Source organism: Leadbetterella byssophila DSM 17132 (assembly GCF_000166395.1).
GTDB lineage: Bacteria > Bacteroidota > Bacteroidia > Cytophagales > Spirosomataceae > Leadbetterella > Leadbetterella byssophila.
In genome coordinates, this window is record NC_014655.1 from 846,633 (window position 1) to 871,085 (window position 24,453).

Consider the following 24,453-nt stretch of genomic DNA (forward strand, 5'->3'; position numbering starts at 1 on the left):
CCATGTTTTCATTAGGTTCTTGGCACCGTTTTTATTTATATGATGGCCATTGCGATATGCGAAAATCATTCGATGGGCTTTGTGGATTGGTTGTTTCGGTGATGCAACGCCAGCCTACCAGCGGCGAAGTGTTCGTTTTCCTGAACCGTAGCCGTACCCACATCAAACTGCTACACTGGGAGCGAGGCGGCTTTGTGCTCTACTACAAACGATTGGAGCAGGGTACTTTTGGTAGATCTGCACTTAAAAAAGGAGAAGTACTCCCCATATCTTGGACAGCATTTATTCAATATTAAGAAACATTTGGTAGTTTTCTATAGTTAAAATATACTTCGTTAGGAGTAAGGCGTTCAAGAGCCTCATGCCTTCTTTCTTTGTTATAAAATTTCACATATTTTTCCGTTTCAGAGAATAATTCCCATGCATCTTTTGGAGGATTCAGGAAGAGATATTCGTACTTGTAACTCCTCCAATATCGCTCGATGAAAACGTTGTCCAGAGCCCTCCCTTTTCCGTCCATAGACTGTTTATTTTGTGCTTTTTGAGCAAGCTGACGAACTTTAGACTGGTGAACTGGCTACCTTGATCCGAGTTGAAAATTTCAGGTTTTCCGTATTTTCGGATAGCTGATTCAAGTACCTCCATCATACAGGTTACGTTCATGGTGTTGGTAGTCCCCCAGCCCAAGATTTTGCGGGAGTATACATCTATTATAGCAAACTTGTACCGGAGCGCCGCCCGCATAAAGCCACTTTGCATAGCTACTTAGGTTATATCAGCTTACCACACCTGGTTGGGCCTGTCTATGGTCAGGTTATTGAGTAAATAGGGGAAAAGGAATGCATCTTTCGCTTAATCCGTGCTTAAGCATCAATGTATCCAGAGCCATCAATATATACAGCCGGCGGATACGTTTTACATTTACTCCTAGTCCATACCTATAATTGATATAATCGGTCATACGTTCTCCCCCGTAAAAAGGGCATTCCGTCAACTTATTATCAATTTTGTTCATAATAAACTGATTAGGAAGGTTCTCGCCCCGAGGCTTAAAATAATAGCTACTTCGCGGTAGTTCCAGTAAAGCACACTGCTTACTGACAGGAAGTTTCCGATAAGATGGTGTAATCAGCATCCGCTTTTGATATACACTCATTTCCCCAAGACTTTTTTTAAAAAGTCAACCTGCACCTGAAGCTCCCTGATTTTGGAGTAAAGTTCTTGCTCCTTTTTCTCTGATCCGGAACCTCTTTCTCAAAAACCGTTATGGCTCGCTCTAAGAATTCGTGCTTCCATTTTGTCACCTGTGCCGGCGAGATTTTAAATTTACTGGAAATCTGAAGTACTGTACTTCGTTCTTTGATGGCCTCTAAGGCTACCTTGGCTTTGAAATCAGCCGAAAATCTACGTCGTTCTCTTTTTATATCAACCTCTAAGTTATTACTTATTCGGCTGTCCCGAAAATCGGGAGTACTTCATTAAACATTCTTTCTTTTTATGCTACTGTAAAAGTTTGAGAGGAGTAATGGCAAGTCAAAGCCCTGAAAACGACCCAAAGGGTGGAGTTTTCAGGACTTTAGCAGAAAACGAGGCTTGACAGCTCTAGGACAAATGATACTTTTGCTGTGAAAAGAGAAGAAGGGGTCAAGAAATTTATCTTCTAAAGAAGAAAATAAGCACAGAAAATGGGCTGTTAGATGGTAGCATTTTCATTGTGCTATTATAGTTCCCTTTTTTCTTTACTATCCTACTATAATTAAGTAGTTTTTCCTTTAATCAATTTATGGCCTCTCACATATAAAAATGAAGATAAAAGAATAGTCAGAATTGCTAGAACATCTATATGATAATCTGTTATAACGCCAAGCACATCTACAGAATCGCCTATATTATATATATAGCAATAGGGGAAAAGCTCGAATTTGGGTTTATTATACATAAATAAGGCCATTATGCTAAATAACATCGGCACAATTATATTTATTACCGGATTTCTACTAAACCGGTTTACAACCAATTGAATCAATAGGATAACCCATGAATACAGTAACAAGCGAAAAAATCCATAGCTAAATACCCAAAAATCAGTATCGGAATAATCATAAAACTTGTTCTGTTTCATAAATAATTCAGAAATGTTTACGCCCAATACCAATAAGAGATATAGTAGACCGATAGAAATAGAAATTATCAAGCCCAAAAAGCATATTTTGGCCAAATAAAAACTACTCTTGTATAAAGGAAAAGTAAACGTCAGGTCATAAAGATTATTTGTGAAGTCCCTGTTCAAGTTATCCTGTACTATATAAATAGAAAATAAAGTATAGAAAAATGGAGTTAATGAGAAAGCGCTTAATGAAAATCCAAAAATTAGTTGCCAGGGGTCATTACCATTACCTGGAGAAGAAATTATCAATGACCATGATCTATAGAAAACATAGCTAGTAATTAAAACAGGTATAACTACCGCAAATATACAGGAGGGGCTTATTTTAAATTTATATTGCTCCGCCCTGAATAGATCTTGAAACTTAATCATATTGGTATAAAAAGTTATATATGTCTTCAATCTGTTGCGTTTGTGAAACTACCTTCATCCCTTCTAAACCTTCAATATCCCGGGTACAGATTCTAAGTTTTCGAGTGCTTTCAGAATACGGCCCGATGTTATTCAGATATATTTTGTTCAATGACGTATTTTCACATTCTGCCAAGAAAAACATATTGTGAGCTTTCGACGGATTAACTTCATTAAAAACTACACGGCCTTCTTTGAGAATAACTACTACATCTGTAATTTTCTCTATCTCTGCAAGCAAATGGGCCGAAACAATAAGTGTTTTTCCCTTTTCTTTGTACCGTAAAAATAACTCGCGGAGTATGGTGATACTCTGCGGATCCAAACCATTTAGAGGTTCATCAAAAATTAAAGTCTCTGTATCCCGCAAAAGCATGGTGGCTATATTTAACCTTTGAGTTAAACCAAACGAAAGCTTCCTCGCTGGGTAGTTCTTAAAGTTGGTAAGATTAAGCTCTTCAAGAATGTCAGAAATGGTTTCAGCGGGCTTTTTAAAGAGTAGATTGTAATACTCCATGTTTTCGTTTACCGTCAGAGGCTTTAAAACTGACGGCGAATCAAAACAGATCGAAACTTTAGACTTGCTTAATATCGGGTCAAAAGTAATATCTATATCTTCCAGAAATATTTTCCCTGGTAATACATCGATATAACCACTTATCAGCTTAAATAGTGTCGATTTTCCAGACCCATTGGCTCCGATCACTCCGGTGATCTTACCTTTGGAGAAGTCTAGTGTAACATTTTTTACACCATCAGATGACTTCTTATAATAAAAGGATAAATTATTAATATGAATTATTTTGAAAAGTTATTGGGGTCATTTTGTCAACATATATAAAACTATCCATTGCCTTCTGCCAGTGAAAAGAGATATTTTGATGACCCAAAAACTTCATTATGATTTCACGGTCATCTTTAAACGTACTATAAATAAAGTTCTTATTTTGTTTGTGTAAAATATGCTCTATACTTTTTAATGAGCTTGGGTTGATACTTCTAACTCTATCGGCACGATTATTTTTCCCAACGCCAGAAGTAAATAGAACACTATAAACCTTGTCTTTAAATTTATTTTTAAGTCGATACCCCATAGGTAGATAGCCATTATCTAATGGTTCATACATCTGGTGGGCATTGGCTGCCCAAATAATTACTTTTTTATCTTCTTCTATAAAATTATTCAGTATATAACTTACATTTTTAAACATAATGGAATCCCGGAACATATTTCTATCATTACCATAATTCGGTACATAAATATTAGCATAAAAGAAATCATGCAAATTTTCTAGAGTTAACAGCATGGTTTTATCCTGGACATCAAGAGAATCCTTATCTTTAATTATATTAGTAAGCCGTTTAATTTGGTTCAGGCATGTGTCTTGCCTGTCTCTGTAATAAGGAGAATTAAAAAGATAAAGAGGCCCCAACCCCTTTTCTAGAATTTCATACATAAATGCATAATTTGCCAGAGAATCTACACCGAAATATCCCTTAATATATTTTGATAAACCTGTAAGATTAGAATGTGTCAAATAATTATAGTCAAATCCACGAAAGTCCAGTTTTTGATTTGAAATTGTCTGCCGCAAAAGACCGGTTTGGTCAGACAGACCCCAATATGTATACAAGGCCCTATCCCAGTCATTCGCATTGACAGAGTTGTTATTTAATATTTTATCTCGAAGTAGGTTATTGTAAAAAAATGAACCTTCCATTAAGACGATTTCGTAATTATACTTTCTTCTTAGCAGGTCAACTATTTTGGATTTAACTAGGAGAGTTGCCCCATCAGTATGCTGCTGTTCACCTAAGAGTAAAATCGGTTTATCTCTTATTTCTTCAGCCACTTTAGCACAAAATGTATCAATATCGATTTCTTCTATCCCCTTGGTAAAAATACTTTCTATATCATAGTTTGGAGTTGATTTGGTTGATGTGGTTCTATTTATTATATAAAGAATGGCATTACTAGCAATTAGTAAAACCAACAGTTTAAGCAAATACCGAATAAGATACATTTTAATTATTATGGGATATATTCTTAGTTTATGTTTTTAATAGTAGCCCATAGAGGATTCGAACCTCTGTTTTAAGAAGGAAAATCTTACGTCCTAGACCCCTAGACTGTAGTACTCCCCATATCTTGGACAGCACTTATTCAAAATTAAGAAACATTTGGTAGTTTTCTATAGTTAAAATATACTTCATTGGGAGTAGTAAGGCGTTCAAGAGCCTCATGCCTTCTTTCTTTGTTATAAAATTTCACATATTTTTCCGTTTCAGAGAATAATTCCCATGCATCTTTTGGAGGATTCAGGAAGAGATATTCGTACTTATAACTCCTCCAATATCGCTCGATTAAAACGTTGTCCAGAGTCCTCCCTTCTCCGTCCATATATGGTTTTATTTTGTGATTTTTGAGCAAGCTGACGAACTTTAGACTGGTAAATTGGCTTCCCTGGTCCGAGTTGAATATTTCGGGTTTCCCGTATTCTCGTATACTCGATTCAAGTACCTCAATCATCCAGGATACGCTCATTGTGTTAGAAGTTCCCCAGCCTAGAATATTACGAGAATGAACATCAATGATTGCAAATTTATAGCGGAACGCCGCCCGCATAAAGCCACTTTGCATAGCTACTTAGGTTATATCAGCTTGCCACACCTGATTGGGCCTGTCTATGGTCAGGTTATTGAGTAAATAGGGGAAAATGAATGCATCTTTCGTTTAATCCGGGTTTGTGCATCAATGTATCCAGAGCCATCAATTTATACAGCCGACGAATACGTTTTACATTTACTCCTAGTCCATACCTATAATTGATATAATCGGTCATACGTTCTACCCCGTAAAAAGGGCATTCCGTAAACTTATTATCAATTTTGTTCATAATGAACTGATTAAGAAGGTTCTCCCCCTGAGACTTATAAAAATAGTTGCTTCGGGGTAGTTCCAGTAAAGGACACTCCTTATTAACAGCAAGTTGCCGGTAAGAAGGCGTAATCAGCATCCGCTTTTGATATACACTCATTTCCCCAAGACTTTTTTTAAATAGTCTACCTGCACCTGTAGCTCCCCACTTTTGGAGTAAAGTTCTTGCTCCTTTTTCTCTGATCCGGAACCTCTTTCTCAAAAACCGTTGTGGCTCGATCTAAGAATTCGTGCTTCCATTTTGTCACCTGTGCCGGCGAGATTTTAAATTTACTGGAAATCTGAAGTACTGTACTTCGTTCTTTGATGGCCTCTAAGGCTACCTTGGCTTTGAAATCAGCCGAAAATCTACGTCGTTCTCTTCTTATATCAACCTCTAAGTTATTACATATTCGGCTGTCCCGAAAATCGGGAGTACTTCATTTGAATCACTCAAAGGCCATGATGTAGCCTCTGAATTACAGCATATTTGTTTAATAGAAAAATGTAGTCAGGAGCGTATTCAATGTGACAATGGGTGCGAATTTATATCCAAGGATGTAGACAAGTGGGCATATGAAAATGGTATAACCCTAGACTTTTCCAGACCAGGAAAGCCTACAGATAATCCTTACGTAGACCGGGTCGCCGGAGCGATCATTTAACGGCAAGTTTAGAGATGAATGCTTATCCGTACATTGGTTTTTATCTTTAGATGACGCCAGAGAGAAAATCGATGATTGGAAATGGGAGTATAATTATTTTCGTCCTCATAGTTCCTTAAGTGATTTATCACCGCAGGAATTTATTAACTTACATCAAAATAACCCTGAAACTCAAATTAAAACTGTCTGAACAACTGGGAGGAGGTCATATTATGTATTTTGTCTCTTTTAAGACTGTACTAAGATGGAGAGCTTACACATAATAGTGCTACACTTTCAACTATTATCCCAATGCCAATCTACCTTTTTCATTCACTTCCTTGACGATTTTATCCATTAAAATTTTTCTTCTGTCAAACGGTGATTCACCATCGCTCCGGTTATATTTCCGCTTGAAACCGCATTGGCCACCGAACGCAATGGATTGATATTGTCACCACAAGCATAGACGCCGGGAACAGTTGTCTGTTGAAACATATCTACTTTTATCAGTCCCGTTTCTGTAATTTCGCATCCTAAATCCAGTGGAATTTTGCAATGTTGTTCAAATGGAAGTGCGGCATAGGCTGCATCAAAGGTTTCTTGCGTTCCGTCTTCAAAAATCAACGCTGTAATATTCCCGTTTTGATGTTTGATTTCTTCTATTTCTTTCTCGATAATATTGATTTGATGGTTTTTTAGTTTGACAGATTGTTCTTCCGTGAAATCCGCTTTACCTCTTGTTACAATCGTGATTTTATCGGTCAAATTATTGACTAATGAAGCAACGTGAAAAGCCCGGTCTCCTTTGGCAATGACGGCTGTTTTAGCTCCTTTAAATTCATAACCGTGACAGTAGGGGCAATGAATAACGGTTTTGCCCCAGCATTCTTCAAAACCCTTTATATCGGGGAAAATATCTTTTACACCGGTTGCAAAAATTAGTTTTTTGGCCGAAAATCTTTCACCGGACTGTACGGCAATTTCAAAACCGTTTTCGGTTTTCTTTCCTTCAGCAGCATAGCCTTCAAAGAATTTCACAGTATCGTATTTCAATACTTGTTCTTTGGCTTTTGTCGCAATTTCTCCCGGGACGGAACCGTCCTGCGTGATGAAGTTATGCGAGTGTGGGGTATAGCGGTTACAGGGTTTCCCGCTGTCTATAATAAGTACATTTTTTAACGAACGCCCCAAGGCCATTGCCGCTGAAAGTCCGGCATAGCTGCCGCCTATGATGATTACATCGAATTGTTTTTTGTCTGTCATACTATTATCTTTTGAAAAAGTTATCAATGGAAAAGGCATTGCCAATGCCGTTAAAGCAAATCCATACTGTTGTATAAGCTCTCGTCTTGTCATTCTTTTTCGGCAAAGGTAATAATAAAATAATTAATGCGACAGTATTGCATTAGGTTAATGCAAATAATTTGCATTAACTTTGTGTAATATGATTAAAATGAAAAGAAGAAATACTCCCTCCAAAGATGCAGTTCTTGAGCTATTGACCCGTACAGGGAAGGCGATGAGTCGTGATGCTATTGAAAAGAACATTGATGTAGCAATTGACAGGGCTACGATTTACAGAATACTGAACCGCTTTTGCGAAGACGGCCAAGTGCATAAAATCGTGGCAGAAGATGGTAAACAATATTTTGCAGTTTGCATTAAATGTGATGATAAGGCTTTTCCCCAAAATCATTTTCATTTTCGGTGTACGAAGTGCAATACCATAGTATGCCTGCCACAGGCAGTTCATTTTTCCGTACCTGAAGGATATCATGTCGAAAGCATAAATTGTGTACTTACAGGAATTTGTAAAGTTTGTGCGAAGGTAACTTGAAACTTTTGTCTGCTTTATTCCTCGTCGATTTTACGAAGTATTTTATAGTCAATATAAAACGTACCAAAAGGAATAAAACAAGCAACAAGAATCTTCCAGGTAATCTCTTTAAATTTCCACTGTTGTTCTACTCCTACACGTAACGCATTAAACACAAACAGCAGAAAAAGTGCGCCATGAATGGGGCCAAGTGACTTTGACAAGCCGGGAATATCCCAAACGTGCTTCAAGGGTACAGCAATAAAAACTAAGACAATTAATGATATGCCCTCTAATATGGCAAGGATTCGTAAACGTCCGATAGATGTGTTGAAAAGTTTCTTCATCATTAAAATATTCTGAAATAAGGTCTGCCTGAAAAGGGTAAAAACGGCCAGGGAATGGCAATGAAAATGATTATGAGCGCAATAGAAAACCAAACCAACATTGTTTTGAATTTCTTCTTGTTCGTTTGCTGTCGCTTTGCCTTTGCTGAGCCGATTGTTACCACCACAATAGCAGTTAGCATTAAAATAATATGAATTAAACCGTAAAAAGTCAGTTCTAAGTTTTGAAAACTACTTTCCTTTTCTTTCCAAAAATATTTGACCAGCGGGCTCTTTGTATATAGGATGATGCCAATCATTAGTTGAATATGCGCAACCGTAGCCGTCCAGTGTCGAAAAGCGTTGTCCGTTTTTGAAAAAGCCCTGTCGTTGACCAAGCCGACAAAGGCCCTGTAAATAGAATAAAGTATAAAGACTAGTACAAGCCAACGAATCAAAGAGTGAAAGACTAATAAAGTGGAATACATTTTATGCCGTCGTAATTGTTTTTTGTTTTTTGAATACGTTCCAAATGGTAGGTGCACCAAAGAAGAACCAGATTGCCAGAACCGCATCGCACACGGCACAACCGGCGGACGAAAGTGGTGCAAAGTGAATAATGGGATCACCGTATAGATGATGAATTACGTCCCAGCCTGTGTGCATTAGCCAACCGATTCCGATGAAATAATAATGCTTGAGGGCTTTGAAGGCCACAAACAACATAACGGCACCAAAGATATATTCCCATACGCCTAATCCGCCGCTCCAGTAAACCCCGCCTGCGCCCGCTATAATAATGGCGTTGATTTTCTGTCGGGAGGGTTCTTTCACAAAGGACATGATAATGATGAATACTAAGCCGATCAACGCTGCAACCAACGCATTGATGATTGTAAATTCCTGGGTGCCGTGTGTATGCATATTTCTTGTTTTTATGTTTGCATGCAAAGTTAAATAAAAAACATACTAGTTGGTATGTTTTTGAGTAAGAAATATTTTAGGTTGATTGATTGAGTTATAAGTTGCTTTTAATGAGGTATATATGTTTTTAAAAAGTTCACAGGTAGGTGCAAAACAACCACTGCGCATTTGTCAACAGGGATTGAAACTTTCGTGACTTCCTTTGGGACAGTGAGAATGCTGCACTAAATTGCGATGAAGCTTCGTGATGTTGGAGTCTTATAGGCTGAGGTCGGCAGTATCATCACACGAACTTCATCGGATACCTTGTTTTTATTTGTCCTCGGGCTATTTTTTTGAGTTTCCCTTCCAACAGTTTTTTGGTCAGCGGTTTCAAATAGTCAAGGTATAATATCCCTTCTGTGTGGTCGTATTCGTGCTGTATCATTCTTGCGGTGGTTCCGCTGAATGTCTTTCTCTGCAGTTCAAAATCTTTATTGTAATAGGCTATCGTAATCGTCCAAGGTCTTTTTACTTTTTGGGATAATTCCGGAATACTCAAACAGCCTTCATCGTCTTCCCAAAGCTCTGCCGAACGTTCAATGATTTTTGCATTGATGAATATTTCCTTTATGCCGCTATCATTTTTCTCAAAATAGATTCCTTGGTCTTGTTCATCGAGATTTTCGAAAGTCGTTTTACTGTCCACGATAAATAGTCGTATGGGAAGTCCGATTTGGGGCGAAGCCAAACCGCATCCATTGGCATTTTCCATCGTTTCCCACATATCGGCAATCAGTTTATCCAATTCAGGATAGTCCTTTTCGATGTCGTTGCATTTCTGTTTCAAAATGCTGTGTCCGTATGCTAAAATGGGTCGTTTCATTCTTTTGATTTTATTGCAAAGTTCAAAAGAATAAGCCAGGAAGGCAATGAACCGATGTTAAGTAATTACGCTGTTCATTGATTTTTTAGCGGTGATTGCTACGCAATTTGTCTGCGGATCCGACTCAGGCCTTGTGGGGTGATTCCGATGTAGGAAGCGATGTATTTTAGCGGGATAAATTTCAGAATATCGGGCTGTTCGCTGAACAGTCTTAAATAACGCTCTTTTGCATTGTATTTCAATAAAGATAATTCGCGTTTGCTTTTGGCTAAAAATAATTTCTCGGAAGCAAAACGTCCCAAATAATTCCCGACTTTGGTTTGAGCATAGACTTTTTGTAAATCCTCAAAGGAAATCTGCCAAACCACGGTTTCTGTCAATGCCTGTAATTCGTATTCGGATGGCGTTTGTGTCAAGAATGAGTCGTAGGCACAAGTAAACTCTTTGTCAAAACTGAAGTTGAAAGTCAGCTCGTTTTCATCATCAGGAATATAGAACCTAACAATGCCGGTTTCGATGAATGAAAGGAAATTTTCTGTTTCACCTTGTCGTGTGATGATTTGGTTTTTGGCAAACACTTTTCGGCTAAAATGGGAAGAGATGAATTTCCATTCTGTTTCCTGTAATTTTATTATCCGTTCGTAGTATTCTCTTATATGCCCCATAAAAATATTCTCTTTTGATCTGTTTTTCAATACAAATTTATCGTTATTTATAATAACCGTTTCTGTGCGGATTGGTTTGTTATCGGGATAAAAATAATAAAACCATACCAGTTAGTATGTTTTTGTGCAAAAAAATTATTTAAGATTGTTTAGATAAATTTTAAGTTGCTTTAAATAAGAAATATAGACCTTTTTGCTGTTTTCTAATTTTCCTAAATTCCGAATGCCCCAATAGCCCGACAAAACGAAGATGGTTACCTGTTTCGCATTTACCTCTTTGCGGATGACGCCACTTTTCTTTCCTCTTTCAATGGTAGCGGTTATTGCTTCTGTCCATTCCCGGGTTAATTCATTTAAAGCCTTATTAAATTCTGAATTCCACGGGGTCATTTCCTGAGTGAAGTTTGAGGCCGGACAACCATATTCCACCTTCAAAAATTCATTTTTCATTAATAGACTATCCATGAGGTTGTAAATGGCATTCAACGGATCTTGTTCGCCTTGAAGTGGCTCGATGAAACTGCTTGCAAGTGTGGGTTTGAGGACTTCGTTGATGATGGCAAGTCCCATTTCGTCTTTGGTTTTGAAATGATAATAAAAAGCCCCTTTCGTTACTTGTGTGGTAGCGATGATGTCGTCAATGCTCGTCGTCTGGTAGCCCTTAACATAAATCAGTTCAAACGCTTTATGTAAAATCATCGACCGTGTTGCTTCTGCTTTTTTCATCTGTTATCGTCTCTTTTATGGGGTCAGACGGAATCGTTTTGATTTCGCAAACATACCATTTAGTATCCTGCAAAGGAACGAAAAAAAAGCAAACTTTTAAAGCCACCGGTTTGACTGGCAGTGTACATGGGGAGGAGAAAGTTCTATATCTTCTTTTTTTTGATTTGTATTGTTTACACTTTCCGCTAACGGTTTGCAGCTACCCGAAGGTGGCAATTTCGAAGCGATTCACTGTCTGCCAGCACTGAACTTGATACGAAGCACAAAGCTTCATTTAAGCACTGAACCCGCTTTTTTGCCAAACCGATGTTAACTGCTGTACATTTTATATAGCATTTTTTCTTTTTTTAGTTTTTACATATTCTGCGTGAAATTGTCCACAAGCCGCATCTATTTCTGAGCCGAATTGCGTCCTTTTTGTAGCGTGAACACCATTTAGGTTTAACTGGGAAACAAATTCAATAACTTTCTCTTTTGTTGGTTGCTTATAAGACGGATTTGCTCCAAAAGCATTGTTGTATCTTATAACGCTGATGTGATATAACTCTGGACGAACTCTGGACTTTACCATATCAACCAATGCGTTCAAATGTTCTTGTGTATCATTTAATCCTTCAATCAATAAGTAAGCTAGGTAAATTCTCCGTTTGTATTTACTTACATATTCGTCAAGTATTTTGAAATTATCGTCTAAAGGAAAGCGTTTTTCTAACGGTATTAATGTTGCTCTTTGTTCCGGAAAAGGGGAATGAACTGATAAGGTAATGTTTACTTGCGGAAACCTTTTTACCAATTTTTCTAAATTCGGTGCAAACCCAACAGTTGAAACGGTAAGCCTGCGTTGTGAAAGTTCGCCATATCCTTTGGTGGTAAACGCTTCTATAGCGGTTTAAATATTTGGATTTGCAAGTGCTTCGCCCATACCCATAAATGCTATGCTGTCGGGCACCTGATTGTTCCAATGTGAATGGAATACTTGTGGACAAATTTCATCGGCAGAAAGATTTTTCATCAATCCCATAGCTGAGGTGGCACAGAATGTAAAACCTAAACCGCAACCTGATTGTGGCGATATACACATAGATGTCCAACCTGCACGGTAACGGGAAAGAACCGTTTCTATTTTTGCTCCGGATTGGGTTTCAAAAAGTACTTTCTCTACTTGTTCAGCCGAATGAATGATGGTTGGCTTTAGCGGTAAAGGCGTTTCTCCAAATTGGGTTTCCAATTTTTCTCTTAAAACTTTTGGGAAGTTCTTTCACCTCTCTAAAATATTCAATGCCCTGTTGCAAAGCATAAACTATTTATCGGTAACGATATTCGGGCATTTCACTTTCGTTTAAATAGCGGTGAATTTGCCATAGTATTCCTCCTGTTGGTGGATTGGGTAATGTGCCTGCTGTTAATTTATTTGTCATATTCATTCTGTTTATTGGGTTAATGAAATTGTTCGTTCTATGTTTATTTGTTCCAAAAATGTTTCATCGTGCGACACGACTACCAGCGTTCCCTGATATTCATTGATGGCTGCTGTTAGGATTTCCACATTCTGAATATCCAAGTTGTTGGTCGGTTCGTCCAAAATGATGATGTCAGGCGATTTGCTATTAATCGTTAAACAACAAAGTAGCAAACGCATTCTTTCGCCACCGCTCAACGCACTGCAAGGTTTGTCCCAATCTTCTTTGGTAAACAAAAAGCGATTTAATCGGATTTTGGTTTCGTGTTCTTGTAATGCAGCAACATTGAATTGTTGGGCTTGTTCGTAAACTTTTAGTTTGTTGTCAACCAAAGAATAGTCTTGGTCTATGTAAACCGATTTGTTGTCTGCTCGGTAAATTGTTCCTGTTTGTGGTTCGATGTCGCCCAAAATGAGTTTTATCAAAGTCGTTTTTCCTGAACCATTTGTTCCTTTTAAGGCAATGCGTTCGCCACTTGTGATTTGAAAATTCAAATGGTTTTTCCAAAACGGTTGCGTGTTGTAAGCAAAATTGATGTTCGATGCGGTAAACAAAATTTTTCCTTTGTGCAAGGCTGAATTATCAAAACCGAATTTCATTTTGTCAATGTCGGGTAGGGAAGAACGAAGTTCTTGCAAGTCTTGCGAAATACCGCCAATTTTATCTGCGTGAACACTTTTGAGTTTTGATGTGCTGTTTTCGGCATTGTTTCGTAAAGTGTTCATCATAATTCGGGCAACGCCGGCTTTTGCTTGTTTGCCTTTTCCACGATTGTCTAATCTTTGTTGTCGTTCAATCGTTTTCCGTTCTTTTTCTTTGGCTTTTCGCAATGCTTTTTCCTTACTTTGAATGTCTTGACTCAAAGCATTGTTTTCAATTTGTTTTTGTGCTGCGTAAAAGTCATAATTACCACCATAAACTTTAATTCCGTTTCGACTCAGTTCGCAAACTGTGTCTAAAAGATTGAGTAATTTTCTATCGTGGCTTACAACAATCAAAGTGTTTTTTGTGGTTTGAATAAAGTCATACAAAAGTTGTCGGCTTGCAATGTCTAAATGATTGCTTGGCTCGTCCAGCAAAACTAATTCGGGTTGATGAATGGAAATTCCTGATAGAAAAACTTTTGTTTTTTGTCCACCGCTTAATGTTTCCATTTTTTGAGATAAGTCCAAATCGTCTAATTGCCAATAGTTCAGAGCTTCTTTGCAACGGTCTTCAATCGTCCAATCATCATTGAGTAAATAGAAATTTTCTTCACTTGTATTTCCGTTCAAAATTTCATTCAGAGCGTTCAATTTTTTATCGATTTTCAACGCTTCTGCAATGGTAAAATGATTGTATTGTCCAAAAATTTGTGGAACAAAATATGGTTCAGCTTCAATGCTTATTTGTCCGTTTGATGGTTGTAATTCTTGGGCGATAATTTTGAGCAAAGTTGATTTTCCTGCTCCGTTGTTGCCAATTAACGCTGCCTTTTCGTAATTGTTTACTGTAAAATTGATGTCGCTAAACAGTAAATCTTTGTTGGGATGTGTATATGAAATGTTTTGTAGAATAATCATAATTTCTTTCGTTAAAGATGAAACAATACAGCAACCGCTTTAGGGTTGTTGTTCTGATTTGTCTGAAAGAAATTATTTTTTACATTTTGTCTTACTTAAATTTTTGTATCTACAAATATACAATTTTTTTTGAGTAACGGTTTTTCCTGTATAGCAGCTAACGGTTTACGGCTTGGTGCAGTGGCGGCCTTTTAGTACTGTGGTTGAATAAAATTATTATCGTTCAATTGTGCACATCTGTTCAATAGAAATCCGTCACCCGCCATTGCACCAAACCGATGTTAGCGTCATGCTCTTTGTTCCTTTAATTCTAGATTATTCAGTTTTAAATATTTTTGATAATTCGCTTTTTAGTCCGTCTCCCTTTAGGTCTTTAGCAATTACTAATCCGTTAGGGTCAATTAGAAAATTTGCTGGAATTGATGTTATACCATATTTCAAATAGACTTCTCCTTTGCTTCCACTTAAATCTGACACTTGTGTCCAAGTAAGTTTGTCTTTGTCTATTGCTTTTATCCATTTTTCTTTGTCTGTGTCAATTGACACACTTAGAATTGTAAAATCTTTGTTCTTGTAGTTCTCGTAAATGGAAATTAGATTAGGGTGTTCTTCACGACACGGTCCGCACCATGAAGCCCAAAAGTCCAAGAGAACATATTTTCCGTTAAAATAGGATAGGTTGACTATATTGTCATATGTGTCTTTCATTGAAAAATCAATTGCTTTCATTCCAACCACTACTTGGCGTTTCTTCTTTATTCTTTCACTAATAATGTCACCTTGTGGCGTTTGTTTTAAGTTTTCAGCAAGATGGTCATATATTGATGCTACTTTTTCAATATAGGTGTTAATTCGTGACCTATTCGCAAGTATATCTAAACTGACATATGAATTGGGGTATTGTTCTGCAAAGGCTAATTCGGTATCAACGATGTTATAAAAAATATTTTCAAGTTCCTTTTTGTTATGATTTACTAATGCGGAATCTCTTTTTTCTTCCTCTGTAAAATAATCGGGGTCTTTAATTTCCCTTGTCTTTTTTATTAGATTAGCAAGTTGATTTCGTAATAACTGTAGTGTGTCATTCTGTAAGCTCCCCCGAAAATAGTACGGTTTAAAAGTGGAATTTTTTCTTAACTTTAAAACTGTAATTATGAAGACGAGTAAATTCAATCCGACCCAGATCGCCAAGATTCTTAAGGAGTTTGAGAGCGGCAAAGATGTGGATAGTATTATCCGCGAGTACGGCATTAGTAAGGCCACATTTTATAAGTGGCGTCAACGTTACGGTGGAATGGAAGCCAGTGAACTCAAGCGGGTAAAGCAGCTGGAAGAAGAAAATGCGAAGCTCAAGCGAATGTATGCTGATTTAGCTATCGAGCTAGATATGGCCAAATACATCATCGAAAAAAAGCTTTAAAGCCTTGCCAAAAAAGAAATGTTGAGCGTGAAGTATCTCCGCTATATCCGGGTGGCAAAAGCAAGGCTTGCCGCCTTTTAAAGACGAGTAGGAGCAGTTTAATGTACCAATCTATCAAGAATGACACCGCACTCATGGCAAGTCTGGAAAAGCTGGCTGTGGATCATCCTCGGGAAGGATTTTGGAAGAGTTATTACCGCTTGCGAAACTCCGGTCAAAAGGTAAACCACAAGCGTTTACACCGGGTTTATAAGCAAATGGGTCTGCCGCTTAGACGTAAAGTTAAGAAGCGCCTGCCGGCTCGCGTTAAGGAGACTATTGCAGTACCTGCCCATTTTACACACACGTGGAGTATCGACTTTATGCATGATGTACTACAAAACGGACGTAAATTCCGGAGTTTTAATGTGATAGACGATTACAATAGAGAAGTACTGTTTATTGAAACAGACTACTCATTAAAGAGCAGCCGTGTAATTTGGATCTTGAATCATTTAATCAATAAACACGGAAAACCGCAAAAGATTAGAATGGACAATGGTCCCGAGTTTATAGCGAAATTGGGACAAGAATGGAGTTTAGTGATGGGAATAGAGTTCAAATATATTCAGCCAGGAAAGCCTACCCAGAATGCACTGATAGAGCGGTTTAATAAAACATACCGAACAAATGTGCTGGACGCTTATCTATTTGAAAGTATAGATGAAGTGCGTGAAATTAGCCAAAAATGGGTTCAGGACTACAATCATCATAGGCCACATGATAGCCTAGGAGGAATAAGTCCCGTGGCATTTAAAAACAAAAAGTCTGTTGTTGGGCTCCGTTCCGCTACGCTCCACTGCGCCCAACAACAGACTGAAACATAATGTATTTTGTCTCTTTTTAGACTGTACTAAAAAGGGGGAGCTTACAATTCAAACTAGTTCCACTTATGACTGCTCCTGTTAGAGTATCCAAGCTATTTATTTTGATTATACCAGGCTCTAAATATAAGTCAACACTTTCTGTAATAATATCTACTTGTTCCGGATTTTCGTTACGGTAAATGTTTGCTTTAACAGGCTCTTTAACTGTACCAGTGAAAGTAAATTTCTTGTCGGCTGCTGTCGTCCTTTCCAAAATATATTTCCCGCCATCTTTGTATGAAAGATATAAAGTGTCACCATCGTGTAATTTCTCTCCCATTCCAATAATCGTAAAGCCTGTCTGTCCGTAAGTTATTGTCGAGATTAAAAGAACCAAGAAGAAAACAAATACTTTATGTCGTATCATGTCGATTGTTGTTTTGAAACGTAGGGTCTGTCTTAGAGTTGCCGCTAACGGTTTGGGGCTTGGCGATAGTGGCGGATAAATTGGACGTAAAGTTCAATTTAGCAGTGACGTAGCCGATGTGTTTCCAGAGAAGCTAAATTATAAAAAAAAAGCTGAATGTGAAACACATTCGGCGGCTAAATATGCAGAAACTTTCAACTTAGCCGTTACCCCGCCATTTTGCCAATGCGATGTTGTGTGCAGTTTTATTTTTTAGAATTATTCCATTGCATAAAATATTCTTTCTCTAAAGTAGGTTGGTCTGTTGATTCTGATAAGCTTATGAAATCTTTGGATTTATAAAAGTTTACACTTTTCTCATTTTTTTGGTAAACGTTTAATTTCAATTCCGTTCGCAAATTTTTAGCATAATTTAAAAGTAAAGTTCCAATTCCTTTTCCTTGTTGTTCTATATCTACAAAAATTGATGCAATATAATTTTCACTTAATGCAATAAATCCTAAAATATTATTAGTTTCCTCTGCTACATAAACTTCTGAATTTGGAAGATATTTTTTAATCATTAAAGACTAGCTATTTATCCAATTATCTTTTGGTATAAAAATCGTGAGCTATTATAGATGTGTTTAGCCAAATGTCAGCTAAAAATAGAACATCTTTATCTTCCATTTTTCTAATTATTGTCATTATTTTTTTTAGTGTTTAGATCTTAGTTTTTTTTGTTAGTATGTTAAAAAAGAAGTATCGCTCAATCTTTTTATAATTCTTTTTCCGTGTGTTGTTTGGCTTAAAAAAGAAACACCTCCACTAATTCTATATAAGTCAATTTTGTTGAGATTTTTCACGTATAATTCAAGCCACATAACATTAAATACACTTAATGTATCTCCGTGAGAAACAATAATAATATTTTCTTCATCAGTATTTATTATTTCTTTGTAGAAAGGCAGAAGTCTTTGCCAAACATCAAATCTAGATTCAGCGTCACTGAAACATTTGTCATAAATTGTCAGCTCTTCATTTTCAATGTTCTCTTTCAGTCATTTAACCGATTTTCCTATTGCTTTTCCTAAACTTCTTTCTTTTAGCGACTCTGTGAAAATTGGATTTAGGTTGAATTGTTCTGCGATAATTTCAGCAGTTTGTTTTGTCCTTTTGAGTGTTGATGAATAGATAGAAAACTTTTTATTTTCTATTTCTTTATTAAGATTAAATGCAATGTTTTTAGCTTGTTGAATTCTTTTTTACTCAATCCCAATCAGTCCAAGAACCAATCATTCCGTTTGTATGATGAATAGATTCAGGATGTTGAATGGTAATTATGTTTTTAGTTCGGAACATTCTATATTATCGGTTTCTCGCAAAATTGCACACAACGGGTCGCGTGTTGCCGAAGGCGGGGAAATCGAAGCTGAAAGTTTCGATTTTGCACCGAGGCGAGCCAAAACGAATTTTTGTGAGTTAAATTTTAAAAAAAAAACGAATAAAATTCGTTTTTGGCGGAGATAGAAGTACAAACTTTGAATTTTGCCTTTCAGCCCCGCTTTTGGCAATACCTTGTTACCTGCAGTCTTTTATTGTTCACGTCTAATAACACTCATTTGAGTAACCTTCAATTACTTATCGAATATTTCGCATACTATTGTTAGGCACAAGCTAAATTACAAAAATATCCTTTGTGAAAAAAAAGCAGGTTGTTGAACCTGCTTTTTTTATAATAGTCCTATGCAAGACTTTGTCCTATTGGTAAGTGGGTGCTTAGTACGACCCTGTTCCAGAGGTTGATGGTAATTATGGCAGTTATAATATCTGCAATTTGAGTTTCGCTAAAAAACTGTAATGCGGTTGAATAGGTGTCATCTGACAATCCATTTTGATGGATTAATGTTATCTCTTCCGTTATCGCCAACACTACTTTTTCTTCTTCCGTAAAAATATCTTCAGCCTCTCTCCAAGCATTCAGTAAAAAAATGCGCTGATTTGTTTCTCCACTTTTAATTGCGTCTTGAGTGTGAATGTTGATACAATAGGCACAGCCATTAATTTGTGAAGCACGGATTTTTATAAGTTCTTTGGATGTTTTAGATATAGAAGCCTTTGAAAGATACATTTCTAAGCCAACCATCGCTTTTAGCGCACTTGGTGCAACTTCCTTAAAGTTAAATCGTTTTTGCATTATCTAATTTTTTAAAATTGTTTAATGCAAAATTGTAGAGTAAGGAAATAAAAAAACTTAAACTGGTTTAAGAAAGAAGCCTCTTTCGGATTTCGCTTAAATACTCGGGGTTGAAACCTAGATAAGAAGCGATTAAGTATTGCGGAACGCGTTGTACAAATTCGGGATGATTTCTAACGGCTTGAAAATAAAACTCTTCTTTTGAAAACGAAAAAAGAAATTTAATGCGCTTCTGAGCCGCTGCATAAGCCCGTTGGTAAACAAAACGGAAATAGCGTTCCATCACAGGAAATTCTGTTAATAATTTTTCCTGTTTATCTGTAGTAATATACAATATCGTAGATTTTTCTACAGCCTGAATATAAAATTCCGTAGGAACTTCATTTTCGTAGGCAAAGTTATCTGTAAGCCACCAAGTTTCAACGGCAAATTCAGTGGTTTGTTCAGTGCCTTTTTCGTTGATGTAAAACTTTCGTAACAAACCGCTCAAAACAAAATAATGATGCCTGCAAATTTGTCCCTCCTCTAATAGATTTTCTTTTTTGGCGACCTCTTTCGTGTCAAAGAATTTTTTAATTTCTTCAAATTCATCGTCAGAAATCTTTGCGAATTTAGTTATATGTTTTTTGAAAATTTCGGACATCTCTGATTTATACGGTTTGAGTTAAGATTGCAGGTAACGGGAAACAGATTGGCGATAGTGGCGGATTGAATTGGACTGAAAGTTCGATTCAGACCGACAGTGAGCCGATGTGTCTCCACAGAGCTAACTTACAAATTTCTGAGCGAATGTGGAACACATTCGGCGGATAAAAATGCCCGAAACGCTCAATTTTGCACTTAACCCGCCATTTCGCCAATCTGATGTTATGTGCAGGAATACCTATTATTTTTTGAAATCGAATTGTGGTTTATAAACTCCGTCTGTTAGTTCAACCACATCATCAAAAAGTCTTCGGAGCAAAAAAATGTTTTCGCTTAATGAATTTTTATCAGCCGTTAGCGTTGTATTTACCCTTGATGCCAAATTGTTGGGAGATAAGGATAATTTGCTTAAAATTTCAATAGCTTTTTTATCACCGATTGGGTACGTTTCATTAATAGCAAAAAGAACATCTACAATATTTTTAACTGTTCTGGTTATACTGCCGAAAGTATTGTAAAAATCATCCTTTTCTGCAAAATCTACTGCATTAATTAATGTAAATTCTGCTGCCCAAAGACCTTGTTGAATAATAGTCTCTTTGAGTTTTGGAGGGTAATTTTTGATGGATGATTTTAATTTAGAAATGATGTCTTCCGTGTCAAACACAGGAATACAGTTTTCAATTTCTGCCAGATAGATTACTGATGAAAATCCGTAAGGAGGTTGTTGTTCATAGTGTTTTTGCCATTCACCGCTATTAGCACTTTCAATTGTACTTTTTACTTGATCCAAATTGCGGTACAAAAAATCAACTTTTCCACTTTCAGTATGTATCCAAGCACCACCATTTACCCAAGGTCCCCATTGATAAAAATCGGTAACGATAGGAACATTCTCTACGGATTGCTTTTCGGCAATTCTTTTTATTTCTTCAATATTAAACGGCATTTTTTCATTATAGTAAATGCCAATGTCTAAATCGGAGTTTTCAGTCGCTCTTCCTGTGGCAAAAGAACCACCCAAAACAACAGCAACAATGTTGTCCAACTTTATCAATTCGGCTACAATATTGCCAAATGTTTCCTTTTTATTCTGTGGTAAGTTCATTTTTGATTTCAGCGATTGTTGGAAAATTCTTGCACATAACGGGTCGGGCATTTATGAAGGGCGGGAATAGTAGTACTTCCGTTGAATTTTGCACTAATGCTCAATAGAAATACAAAAGATGAGCCTTTGACATTCAGCCCACCTTTCATAAGTACCTTGTTAGCGGCACGTGCCTTTGTTCGGTCTTATTTATAGAACAATTTTAGTTTGGTTTCAGCTGTTTTGTATTTCTTTTTTTGGCTTTCGGTAAGTGATGAAAAAAATGACGGCAAAATTTCAGTTTCATTTCCTTTTGAAACCTTTTTCCACGTTCCTATGACTTTGCCGTTATAAATAATTGTTGGGTAGAAAATACCGTTTTTTGTAAATGCTATGGCTTGGTTTTCTGCTTCAATTGTAGCGGTTCTATCTTTATAACTTATGATTAGTTCGTCAAATGCAGGTAAAAAGTAAACCGAATCATCTTTATTGGTTTTCAAATTATCTGTTTCGTTCGTCCAATATTCTTCATTTTCAATGATGCTGGAAATGAATTTAGACTTAACCATTTCAAATGCTTTTTTCGCATCAGAAACATTAAGTCCCGACCACCAAACAAAATCTTTTATCGTTACAGGACTTCGGCTTTGGATATATTTTTCCGCTAATCTTGCCAATGCTTCATCTTTTTGTAAGGGTTTTGCCGCAGGTACTTTTCTATCAAATAAAGCATAAGTAAGTTGTTTGCCTACTCTTTCGCCATTGCAAACTATCATTTCCGTTTCTGCCCTAAACATAATGTGGCTTGCCCGCAAATCATTTGTGGCAATTCCTTTTTTGTTGAGTTCGTTCATTATTTCTTCTCTGGTCAGGATTTCATTTTTTTCTAAAAGTTTTCTGATTAAAGAATTACTTTTTTTCAAAACTGTTTCGTCAGAACCTAAACTTCGGTTCATTGATGCAACAGATTTATTAAGGTTCGGTGCGGAAAGTTGCATCATCCATCTTACGTCATCCGCAGAAACCAAATGCCAAGTAGGTCTTAACAGATGCGTCCGTATAATTTTTCCGTTGTTTAAATCATCTTCAATTTGTTTGTCAAAAGCATTGTTAGGTAACCGAATGCCGATAGCCAATTTTGACATTGCATAATCCTGTGCCTGAATTGCACCCATCCATTCTAAAACTTCTTGCGGTGTTTTAAGTTTCGGGTTGGAAATTTGCTGATTAATCAGTCTGTTTATTGCAATTTCATTCAAGGTCATTCGTATTTGATTATTCATTATTTTCTGACCAATCAAATGGAACTTCTTGTGTTAGTGCAAATAAATTACCGTCAGCGGCTTTCAGCACAGCCAATCTTGCTCCAGGCATATCTACGACACCTGTATCAGGATTGTGATTATTTCCCTCCACTGCTTTGCCCTTGCCAATCTCTACCAAAGAACCGTCAGCAATTTCTACCATTGCTTTTGCTCCATTGGTTATAAAATAGCTGTGTGCTTTTTCTATATCTTCAACTTTCCAAAAAATCAATGGATAGTCAACCCAAGGAAGTCGTGAAAGTGAAATGTCCATATTCTCAATATTAAAAGAAGCAAAGTCCTCGTTTTGCCAAGTTGGTTCTTTGCCTAATAAAGAAGCCCAAGTATCAATGCCTTGATTCAAGTTTCTTGCAGGATAAACTATTGAGGCAATCGTAGTAAGTCTGATTTCTGTTTCGTTCTTATTTTCCATAGTTCATTATTTTTAAGTTGTTGAAATTTGGCAGGGTGGTCGGTTGGCATTGCCGCTAACGGGCCGCGGCTTGGCGAGAGTGCGGGATAAATTGAACCGAAAGTTCAATTTGGCACGAACGTTAGCCAAAGATGTGAGCCGTTGGCTAAATTAGTAAAAAAAGGCAAAGCTCACAGCTTTGGCGGATAGAAAGTACAAAAGTTGAATTTTGCACTTAACCCGCCATTTTGCCAAGCCGATGTTAGCTGATGCCGCATTAATATTTATCTAATTCTTCTTTTAAGTCATGAATAAATTCTTCTAAATCAACAACGAATCCAGTTTTCAAACCAACAGGAAAAACGTTTAGTAAATAGTTTTCATTTGAAATTAAATCAATTATTTCATCTTGAAAATCATCAAGAGATAGTTCTGTAATTTTATAGTTTTTCCATTCATCAATTAAACATAATTCAGCAAATTCTTTAAAGTTCCATATAGGAAAAAGTTGATGATTTTCAAGCTCGGAAATTACGTAGTTATCATTTTCATTTTTTAATGTATAAAAGATTTCAAAATCTGCTAATTTTTTAATGAAATAATTATATCTATCAAAAGGATTTAGTTTTGAAACATTTTCAATTTCTTGAATATTTATTTTCATACGTTTTTTTGGGTGCGGTTTCAGCTAACGGGCCGCGTATTGGCGATAGTGGCGGATTAGAAAATAGAAACTTTCAATTTTGCATAAACATAGCAAACCCATTTTTTTATTTGCTAATTTACATTTTTCACAATACCCAAAAATAGCTGAAAAATTTTTCAGGCCATTACAAGGATGAATTATCTATAAGCTTATTAATGAAAGTCGTATGAAATGTCTCCACCTAACTGCGTTAAACACTATACAATTGGAGGCTTTTTAAATCCGCCCGATACTGGTTAAGGATTGGCTTACCAAGATTTGATATAAGAGGTGTCGCTCATTCTTTTGATAACCCTTTTTCCTGTGCTTGTTTGGTGTAAAAATGAGACACCTCCACTTACACCGTATAACTCAATTCTATTTAATATTTCAGCTTCCAGCCCCAACCACATCGCATTGAATATGCTCAATGTATCTCCGTGGGAAACAATAATTATATTTTCATCATCATTGCTGATGATTTCGTTGTAGAAAGGTACTAGTCTTTGCCAAACATCATATCTGGATTCTGCATCGTTAAAGCATTTATCGTAAATTGTTATTTCCTCATTTTCGATGTTTTCTTTTAGCCATTGTACAGATTTTCCGTTTGCTTTACCCAAACTCCTTTCTTTTAAAGCATCTGTTATCCGAGGTTGTATATCCAGCTTTTCTCCAATGATTTCAGCAGTTTGTTTTGCTCTTTTAAGAGAGGATGTAAAAAGCGAAAATTCATTATTTTTAATCTCCAATTGTAGATTACAGGCCATATTTTCTGCTTGCTCAATTCCTTTTTCAGATAGTTCCCAGTCTGTCCATGAACCAACCATTCCATTAGTATGATGAATTGATTCGGGATGTTGGATGGTGATTATATTTTTCAATACGGTCATTTTGTTTTATAGTCTTTATGCAATGTTTGGTGACAGTATTGCGTCCGCACCGGGCGGAGAACATTCTAAACCA

32 protein-coding genes and 2 pseudogenes are annotated in these 24,453 nt (G+C 36.7%); 4 read left to right on the forward strand and 30 right to left on the reverse strand.

The annotated features are described in order from the left end of the window. The first annotated feature begins 2 nt into the window (after positions 1 to 2). On the forward strand, positions 3 to 296 hold the full coding sequence (gene tnpB, locus LBYS_RS03925) for an IS66 family insertion sequence element accessory protein TnpB (protein ID WP_013407601.1): 294 nt from the start codon (positions 3 to 5) through the stop codon (positions 294 to 296). On the opposite strand, the gene LBYS_RS18115 is transcribed toward tnpB, so the two are convergent. From LBYS_RS18115 to LBYS_RS19865, 9 genes are all read right to left on the reverse strand, one after another. Then, positions 293 to 520, reverse strand: a complete 228-nt coding sequence (locus LBYS_RS18115) for an integrase core domain-containing protein (RefSeq protein ID WP_049781302.1) — start codon at positions 518 to 520, stop codon at positions 293 to 295. The genes tnpB and LBYS_RS18115 overlap by 4 nt on opposite strands. Next, the gene (locus LBYS_RS19855; RefSeq protein WP_083794537.1) at positions 439 to 759 is read right to left on the reverse strand and encodes a DDE-type integrase/transposase/recombinase; all 321 of its coding nucleotides are present in this window, start codon (positions 757 to 759) and stop codon (positions 439 to 441) included. Before LBYS_RS19855 ends, LBYS_RS18115 begins: the two co-directional genes overlap by 82 nt. A 55-nt stretch (positions 760 to 814) precedes the next feature. Then, the gene (locus LBYS_RS18970) at positions 815 to 1,015 is read right to left on the reverse strand and encodes a transposase (protein WP_148225763.1); all 201 of its coding nucleotides are present in this window, start codon (positions 1,013 to 1,015) and stop codon (positions 815 to 817) included. A 157-nt stretch (positions 1,016 to 1,172) separates the two neighbouring features. Then, positions 1,173 to 1,448 carry a transposase gene (locus tag LBYS_RS19860; RefSeq protein ID WP_148225859.1) on the reverse strand — a complete coding sequence of 92 codons (276 nt, stop codon included), beginning with the start codon at positions 1,446 to 1,448 and terminating at the stop codon, positions 1,173 to 1,175. A gap of 1,083 nt (positions 1,449 to 2,531) precedes the next feature. Continuing rightward, a complete protein-coding gene (locus tag LBYS_RS03940) occupies positions 2,532 to 3,380 on the reverse strand; it encodes an ABC transporter ATP-binding protein (protein ID WP_013407603.1) in 849 nt (282 codons plus the stop codon). Beyond that, complete coding sequence (locus LBYS_RS03945) at positions 3,367 to 4,572, reverse strand: erythromycin esterase family protein (protein WP_041823427.1); 1,206 nt, start codon at positions 4,570 to 4,572, stop codon at positions 3,367 to 3,369. The genes LBYS_RS03940 and LBYS_RS03945 overlap by 14 nt, the downstream gene beginning before the upstream one ends. Before the next feature lie 176 nt (positions 4,573 to 4,748). Continuing rightward, a complete protein-coding gene (locus tag LBYS_RS18125) occupies positions 4,749 to 5,219 on the reverse strand; it encodes a DDE-type integrase/transposase/recombinase (RefSeq protein WP_049781304.1) in 471 nt (156 codons plus the stop codon). 55 nt (positions 5,220 to 5,274) lie between these two features. Beyond that, a complete protein-coding gene (locus tag LBYS_RS18130; protein ID WP_049781305.1) occupies positions 5,275 to 5,718 on the reverse strand; it encodes an IS3 family transposase in 444 nt (147 codons plus the stop codon). Then, a complete protein-coding gene (locus LBYS_RS19865; protein ID WP_148225860.1) occupies positions 5,642 to 5,908 on the reverse strand; it encodes a transposase in 267 nt (88 codons plus the stop codon). The genes LBYS_RS18130 and LBYS_RS19865 overlap by 77 nt, the downstream gene beginning before the upstream one ends. 108 nt (positions 5,909 to 6,016) lie before the next feature. Here LBYS_RS19865 and LBYS_RS19990 point away from each other — a divergent pair. After that, positions 6,017 to 6,350, forward strand: a pseudogene (locus LBYS_RS19990) (integrase core domain-containing protein); the annotation flags it as partial. Between the two features lie 146 nt (positions 6,351 to 6,496). Here LBYS_RS19990 and LBYS_RS03955 read toward each other — a convergent pair. After that, on the reverse strand, positions 6,497 to 7,498 hold the full coding sequence (locus LBYS_RS03955) for an NAD(P)/FAD-dependent oxidoreductase (protein ID WP_013407605.1): 1,002 nt from the start codon (positions 7,496 to 7,498) through the stop codon (positions 6,497 to 6,499). A gap of 97 nt (positions 7,499 to 7,595) precedes the next feature. Between LBYS_RS03955 and LBYS_RS03960 the strand changes: the two genes are divergently transcribed. Further along, positions 7,596 to 7,979, forward strand: a complete 384-nt coding sequence (locus tag LBYS_RS03960) for a Fur family transcriptional regulator (RefSeq protein WP_041824157.1) — start codon at positions 7,596 to 7,598, stop codon at positions 7,977 to 7,979. A gap of 14 nt (positions 7,980 to 7,993) precedes the next feature. On the opposite strand, the gene LBYS_RS03965 is transcribed toward LBYS_RS03960, so the two are convergent. The 9 genes and pseudogenes from LBYS_RS03965 to LBYS_RS04005 form a co-directional block, all read right to left on the reverse strand. After that, entirely contained in the window at positions 7,994 to 8,308 is a 315-nt protein-coding gene (locus LBYS_RS03965) for a DUF3817 domain-containing protein (protein ID WP_013407607.1), read from the reverse strand. After that, positions 8,308 to 8,772 (reverse strand): hypothetical protein, encoded by a 465-nt coding sequence (locus tag LBYS_RS03970; RefSeq protein WP_013407608.1) that lies wholly within the window; start codon positions 8,770 to 8,772, stop codon positions 8,308 to 8,310. Before LBYS_RS03970 ends, LBYS_RS03965 begins: the two co-directional genes overlap by 1 nt. Position 8,773: 1 nt before the next feature. Next, positions 8,774 to 9,208: a DUF6010 family protein gene (locus tag LBYS_RS03975; protein WP_013407609.1), complete on the reverse strand. Its 435-nt coding sequence runs from the start codon at positions 9,206 to 9,208 to the stop codon at positions 8,774 to 8,776. A 283-nt stretch (positions 9,209 to 9,491) separates the two neighbouring features. After that, positions 9,492 to 10,073 carry a peptide deformylase gene (gene def, locus LBYS_RS03980; protein ID WP_013407610.1) on the reverse strand — a complete coding sequence of 194 codons (582 nt, stop codon included), beginning with the start codon at positions 10,071 to 10,073 and terminating at the stop codon, positions 9,492 to 9,494. Between the two features lie 98 nt (positions 10,074 to 10,171). Continuing rightward, complete coding sequence (locus tag LBYS_RS03985; protein ID WP_229310454.1) at positions 10,172 to 10,768, reverse strand: Crp/Fnr family transcriptional regulator; 597 nt, start codon at positions 10,766 to 10,768, stop codon at positions 10,172 to 10,174. 105 nt (positions 10,769 to 10,873) lie between these two features. Beyond that, positions 10,874 to 11,464, reverse strand: a complete 591-nt coding sequence (locus LBYS_RS03990; protein ID WP_013407612.1) for a TetR/AcrR family transcriptional regulator — start codon at positions 11,462 to 11,464, stop codon at positions 10,874 to 10,876. Between the two features lie 325 nt (positions 11,465 to 11,789). Then, a pseudogene (cfr(F), locus tag LBYS_RS20010) lies at positions 11,790 to 12,882 on the reverse strand (23S rRNA (adenine(2503)-C(8))-methyltransferase Cfr(F)). A gap of 11 nt (positions 12,883 to 12,893) precedes the next feature. Further along, on the reverse strand, positions 12,894 to 14,486 hold the full coding sequence (abc-f, locus tag LBYS_RS04000; RefSeq protein WP_013407613.1) for a ribosomal protection-like ABC-F family protein: 1,593 nt from the start codon (positions 14,484 to 14,486) through the stop codon (positions 12,894 to 12,896). A gap of 315 nt (positions 14,487 to 14,801) precedes the next feature. Then, positions 14,802 to 15,659, reverse strand: a complete 858-nt coding sequence (locus tag LBYS_RS04005) for a peroxiredoxin family protein (protein ID WP_049781308.1) — start codon at positions 15,657 to 15,659, stop codon at positions 14,802 to 14,804. Between LBYS_RS04005 and LBYS_RS19555 the strand changes: the two genes are divergently transcribed. Beyond that, positions 15,640 to 16,772, forward strand: a protein-coding gene (locus tag LBYS_RS19555; RefSeq protein WP_374750182.1) for an IS3 family transposase whose coding sequence is annotated in 2 segments (ribosomal slippage) — positions 15,640 to 15,901 and positions 15,901 to 16,772 — 1,134 coding nt in all. Because the reading frame shifts where the segments join, the coding sequence is not laid out codon by codon here. The two genes, LBYS_RS04005 and LBYS_RS19555, sit on opposite strands and share 20 nt — an antisense overlap. Positions 16,773 to 16,788: 16 nt before the next feature. Here the strand turns inward: LBYS_RS19555 and LBYS_RS18610 are convergent. The 11 genes from LBYS_RS18610 to LBYS_RS04065 all read right to left on the reverse strand — a co-directional run bounded on the left by LBYS_RS18610 (position 16,789) and on the right by LBYS_RS04065 (position 24,380). Then, entirely contained in the window at positions 16,789 to 17,178 is a 390-nt protein-coding gene (locus tag LBYS_RS18610) for a DUF4369 domain-containing protein (protein WP_013407615.1), read from the reverse strand. A 245-nt stretch (positions 17,179 to 17,423) separates the two neighbouring features. Beyond that, positions 17,424 to 17,741: a GNAT family N-acetyltransferase gene (locus LBYS_RS04025; protein WP_222836535.1), complete on the reverse strand. Its 318-nt coding sequence runs from the start codon at positions 17,739 to 17,741 to the stop codon at positions 17,424 to 17,426. A gap of 159 nt (positions 17,742 to 17,900) precedes the next feature. Next, positions 17,901 to 18,218: a histidine phosphatase family protein gene (locus tag LBYS_RS19875; RefSeq protein ID WP_222836553.1), complete on the reverse strand. Its 318-nt coding sequence runs from the start codon at positions 18,216 to 18,218 to the stop codon at positions 17,901 to 17,903. After that, positions 18,219 to 18,416 (reverse strand): histidine phosphatase family protein, encoded by a 198-nt coding sequence (locus tag LBYS_RS19880; RefSeq protein ID WP_222836554.1) that lies wholly within the window; start codon positions 18,414 to 18,416, stop codon positions 18,219 to 18,221. A 485-nt stretch (positions 18,417 to 18,901) separates the two neighbouring features. Next, positions 18,902 to 19,354, reverse strand: a complete 453-nt coding sequence (locus LBYS_RS04035) for a carboxymuconolactone decarboxylase family protein (protein ID WP_013407616.1) — start codon at positions 19,352 to 19,354, stop codon at positions 18,902 to 18,904. A 67-nt stretch (positions 19,355 to 19,421) separates the two neighbouring features. Continuing rightward, positions 19,422 to 19,997: a Crp/Fnr family transcriptional regulator gene (locus LBYS_RS04040; protein ID WP_013407617.1), complete on the reverse strand. Its 576-nt coding sequence runs from the start codon at positions 19,995 to 19,997 to the stop codon at positions 19,422 to 19,424. Positions 19,998 to 20,240: 243 nt separating this feature from the next. Continuing rightward, complete coding sequence (locus LBYS_RS04045; RefSeq protein ID WP_013407618.1) at positions 20,241 to 21,107, reverse strand: nucleotidyltransferase domain-containing protein; 867 nt, start codon at positions 21,105 to 21,107, stop codon at positions 20,241 to 20,243. 185 nt (positions 21,108 to 21,292) lie between these two features. Further along, positions 21,293 to 22,351 carry a winged helix DNA-binding domain-containing protein gene (locus tag LBYS_RS04050; RefSeq protein ID WP_013407619.1) on the reverse strand — a complete coding sequence of 353 codons (1,059 nt, stop codon included), beginning with the start codon at positions 22,349 to 22,351 and terminating at the stop codon, positions 21,293 to 21,295. A 10-nt stretch (positions 22,352 to 22,361) separates the two neighbouring features. Next, the gene (locus LBYS_RS04055) at positions 22,362 to 22,823 is read right to left on the reverse strand and encodes a VOC family protein (protein WP_013407620.1); all 462 of its coding nucleotides are present in this window, start codon (positions 22,821 to 22,823) and stop codon (positions 22,362 to 22,364) included. Between the two features lie 256 nt (positions 22,824 to 23,079). Next, positions 23,080 to 23,466: a DUF2750 domain-containing protein gene (locus LBYS_RS04060; RefSeq protein ID WP_013407621.1), complete on the reverse strand. Its 387-nt coding sequence runs from the start codon at positions 23,464 to 23,466 to the stop codon at positions 23,080 to 23,082. Between the two features lie 290 nt (positions 23,467 to 23,756). Next, positions 23,757 to 24,380: a histidine phosphatase family protein gene (locus tag LBYS_RS04065; RefSeq protein WP_013407622.1), complete on the reverse strand. Its 624-nt coding sequence runs from the start codon at positions 24,378 to 24,380 to the stop codon at positions 23,757 to 23,759. Between the last annotated feature and the right edge of the window lie 73 nt (positions 24,381 to 24,453).

Bases quoted from the DNA above. Each gene is read 5' to 3' on its own strand.
- tnpB (WP_013407601.1), top strand. From the start codon at position 3: ATGTTTTCATTAGGTTCTTGGCACCGTTTTTATTTATATGATGGCCAT.
- LBYS_RS18115 (WP_049781302.1), bottom strand. From the start codon at position 520: ATGGACGGAAAAGGGAGGGCTCTGGACAACGTTTTCATCGAGCGATAT.
- LBYS_RS19855 (WP_083794537.1), bottom strand. From the start codon at position 759: ATGCAAAGTGGCTTTATGCGGGCGGCGCTCCGGTACAAGTTTGCTATA.
- LBYS_RS18970 (WP_148225763.1), bottom strand. From the start codon at position 1,015: ATGAACAAAATTGATAATAAGTTGACGGAATGCCCTTTTTACGGGGGA.
- LBYS_RS18125 (WP_049781304.1), bottom strand. From the start codon at position 5,219: ATGCAAAGTGGCTTTATGCGGGCGGCGTTCCGCTATAAATTTGCAATC.
- LBYS_RS03955 (WP_013407605.1), bottom strand. From the start codon at position 7,498: ATGACAAGACGAGAGCTTATACAACAGTATGGATTTGCTTTAACGGCA.
- LBYS_RS03960 (WP_041824157.1), top strand. From the start codon at position 7,596: ATGAAAAGAAGAAATACTCCCTCCAAAGATGCAGTTCTTGAGCTATTG.
- LBYS_RS03965 (WP_013407607.1), bottom strand. From the start codon at position 8,308: ATGATGAAGAAACTTTTCAACACATCTATCGGACGTTTACGAATCCTT.
- LBYS_RS03970 (WP_013407608.1), bottom strand. From the start codon at position 8,772: ATGTATTCCACTTTATTAGTCTTTCACTCTTTGATTCGTTGGCTTGTA.
- LBYS_RS03975 (WP_013407609.1), bottom strand. From the start codon at position 9,208: ATGCATACACACGGCACCCAGGAATTTACAATCATCAATGCGTTGGTT.
- def (WP_013407610.1), bottom strand. From the start codon at position 10,073: ATGAAACGACCCATTTTAGCATACGGACACAGCATTTTGAAACAGAAA.
- LBYS_RS03990 (WP_013407612.1), bottom strand. From the start codon at position 11,464: ATGAAAAAAGCAGAAGCAACACGGTCGATGATTTTACATAAAGCGTTT.
- abc-f (WP_013407613.1), bottom strand. From the start codon at position 14,486: ATGATTATTCTACAAAACATTTCATATACACATCCCAACAAAGATTTA.
- LBYS_RS18610 (WP_013407615.1), bottom strand. From the start codon at position 17,178: ATGATACGACATAAAGTATTTGTTTTCTTCTTGGTTCTTTTAATCTCG.
- LBYS_RS04025 (WP_222836535.1), bottom strand. From the start codon at position 17,741: ATGATTAAAAAATATCTTCCAAATTCAGAAGTTTATGTAGCAGAGGAA.
- LBYS_RS04035 (WP_013407616.1), bottom strand. From the start codon at position 19,354: ATGCAAAAACGATTTAACTTTAAGGAAGTTGCACCAAGTGCGCTAAAA.
- LBYS_RS04040 (WP_013407617.1), bottom strand. From the start codon at position 19,997: ATGTCCGAAATTTTCAAAAAACATATAACTAAATTCGCAAAGATTTCT.
- LBYS_RS04045 (WP_013407618.1), bottom strand. From the start codon at position 21,107: ATGAACTTACCACAGAATAAAAAGGAAACATTTGGCAATATTGTAGCC.
- LBYS_RS04050 (WP_013407619.1), bottom strand. From the start codon at position 22,351: ATGACCTTGAATGAAATTGCAATAAACAGACTGATTAATCAGCAAATT.
- LBYS_RS04055 (WP_013407620.1), bottom strand. From the start codon at position 22,823: ATGGAAAATAAGAACGAAACAGAAATCAGACTTACTACGATTGCCTCA.
- LBYS_RS04060 (WP_013407621.1), bottom strand. From the start codon at position 23,466: ATGAAAATAAATATTCAAGAAATTGAAAATGTTTCAAAACTAAATCCT.
- LBYS_RS04065 (WP_013407622.1), bottom strand. From the start codon at position 24,380: ATGACCGTATTGAAAAATATAATCACCATCCAACATCCCGAATCAATT.